The 2,506-nt window shown below is 39.3% G+C and carries 3 protein-coding genes and 1 tRNA gene; 2 read left to right on the forward strand and 2 right to left on the reverse strand.

What is annotated here, in order from left to right; genetic code table 11:
• On the reverse strand, positions 1–104 hold a 104-nt coding region (gene rpmG / locus K6D58_RS00835; RefSeq protein WP_296826583.1), incomplete at its 3' end, for a 50S ribosomal protein L33.
• 44 nt (positions 105–148) lie between these two features.
• Positions 149–221 (reverse strand) — tRNA-Thr (locus K6D58_RS00840).
• A gap of 169 nt (positions 222–390) precedes the next feature.
• On the opposite strand from K6D58_RS00840, the gene epsC reads away from it, so the two are divergent.
• Together epsC and K6D58_RS00850 are read left to right on the forward strand one after the other, a co-directional pair.
• Entirely contained in the window at positions 391–1,260 is an 870-nt protein-coding gene (gene epsC, locus K6D58_RS00845) for a serine O-acetyltransferase EpsC (protein ID WP_296826579.1), read from the forward strand.
• 239 nt (positions 1,261–1,499) lie between these two features.
• Positions 1,500–2,506 (forward strand): ATPase domain-containing protein (locus tag K6D58_RS00850; protein WP_296826581.1); only part of this gene is annotated, 1,007 nt, incomplete at its 3' end.

Consider the following 2,506-nt stretch of genomic DNA (forward strand, 5'->3'; position numbering starts at 1 on the left):
CCTGTGATGTTCTTGCGGTTCTTGTAAGTAGTATAATTCTTTCTCTTACATTCTGTGCACTGCAAAGCGATAATTTCAACAGCACCTTTCTTCTTGCTTCCCATATTTAACTCCTAAATATATTCGCCAAAAAATTTTCAATTTTCATAGCCCACGTGCAGAATCGGACTGCAGACCTCCACATTACCGATGTGGTGCTCTACCAACTGAGCTACGGGGGCATCTTGCAGTATTCCACACTAACTCATAGAAAACATGCGTTCTACGAATATAAACTAAGAAATAATTTTAGTCAATAAAATTTATCTAGAATTTGATAAATTTATTAGAATTTTTCTTCTAACTATGTTATCATTCTTTCAAAATAATTTAAATGAGGTTTACATAAAAATGAATATTGATATGCTGATTGATGGAATTCTCGATTCCTATGACCGTTATGGCCTTATAAACAGAAGTCATACAGAAGATTTTCCAAACCGTCAGAACGTAGTTTCAATTCTTTCTGATATTCAGACTGTTATTTTCCCTGGTTTTAAGACTGCAGAAGACATTGATTCAGTTAATATCAGATATATTACAGGGCAGAAAGTAAACAATATCATTGCAAACCTCACACGCGAAATCCAAAAGGCTATGATTTATACAAAATCACAGACCTGCAGCCATGAAGAACTCGCAAATATTGCAGAATCACATTGCTTTAAACTTTCAGAGCAGACAGCAATAGCTTTAATAGAAGAAATTCCGGAAATCAGACGTAAAATTCAGCTTGATGTTACAGCTGCATTCAACGGAGACCCTGCCGCAAAGAGTAATGAAGAAGTTGTTCTTTCTTATCCTGGTCTTGAAGCAATTCTTGTATACCGTATTGCACATTTCCTTTATGAAAATGGCGTGCCTATCATTCCTCGTATTATGAGTGAACATGTTCACGGAAAAACCGGTATTGATATCCACCCTGGCGCTACAATCGGCGAATCTTTCTTTATTGATCACGGAACTGGTGTTGTAGTTGGTGAAACCTGTTTAATTGGAAATAATGTAAAGATTTATCAGGGTGTTACCCTTGGAGCTTTAAGCGTTAAAAAGAACCTTCAGAACAAGAAAAGACACCCTACTATAGAAGATGATGTAACAATTTACGCAAATGCAACCATTCTTGGCGGCGAAACAGTAATTGGACACGGTTCTATTATTGGTGGTAACACATGGGTTACAGAAAGTGTACCTGCAGGATCAGTAATTACACAGGGATAAAACAATGAAAAAATCCCCGGGACAAGCCCGAGGATGACAATTTAGGGTTAAAAAAAACAAGGTTCCCAGACAGTAACACTAGAAGGGAACCTTGCCGTCCAGCGTTGCTGGACATCGGAGAGAGTTTATCAGCTTATTTACAAGCTATGATTAATATAATGGCATATAATTCAGATGTCAATAGTTTTTGTGAAATTTTCACAAAAACTTCCCCTTAAAATCCGACCGAAAGAGGTAATATGGCAAAAAAAAGCGGATCTGTAAGCTACAGATGTTCTAACTGTGGATACACACAACCAAGATGGCTTGGTCGCTGCCCTGAATGCGGAGAATGGAACTCCCTTGAAGAAATCATTATTGATAAAAACAATGTCACCCCAGCCGGAAGAGGCAGTACAGCTGTTGAAAAACAGAAACCTGTAGGCCTTTCAACCGTAAAAGCACAGGAAAACAGCCGCCTTTCTACCGGAATCAGTGAATTTGACCGGGTTTTAGGTAATGGAGCCACAAAAAGATCTGCAATTTTACTTGGCGGAGAGCCGGGAATCGGTAAATCTACCCTGCTTTTACAGACTGCAGCCAGCGTTGCTAAAAACAAAGCGGTAGTTCTTTATATAAGCGGTGAGGAATCTGCTGCACAGATAAAAGAACGCGCTGACCGCCTTGAATTAAAATGCGATGGAATCAATATTTTGTGTACTTCCCGCCTGGAAGACTCTCTGGATGCCCTTGATTCGCTTAATCCAGCCTTCGTAATCATAGATTCCATTCAAACCATATACAGTGCAGAGGCTGGAATTATCCCCGGAACCGTAAATCAGCTAAAATATTGTGCTAATGAGTTCATTTCATGGGCAAAAGAACGTGATACAGTGCTTATTATGACCGCTCATGTAACAAAAGAAGGTACAATTGCAGGTCCAAAGTCTCTGGAACACATGGTAGATACAGTAATTTCGTTTGAACGCAATGCAGATGACATAAGATTCCTTCATGCTCAGAAAAATCGCTTTGGTTCTGTTGATGAAATAGGCATTTTCAGCATGAATGAAAAGGGATTAGAGCCGGTTTTGAATCCTGCATCCCTGTTTTTAACTGCCAGAAAGGAAAATCAACCTGCCGGAGTAGCCTGCACACCGGTTTTTGAAGGCAGCAGAGTCTTTTTAGTTGAAATTCAGGCCCTTACAGTACCTGCAAAAGCCAGTGTTTCAAGAATTTACAGTGAAAAAATTGATTCCGGACGTGT

Origin of the sequence: Treponema sp. (genome assembly GCF_024696245.1) — a bacterium.
Taxonomy (GTDB): domain Bacteria; phylum Spirochaetota; class Spirochaetia; order Treponematales; family Treponemataceae; genus Treponema_D.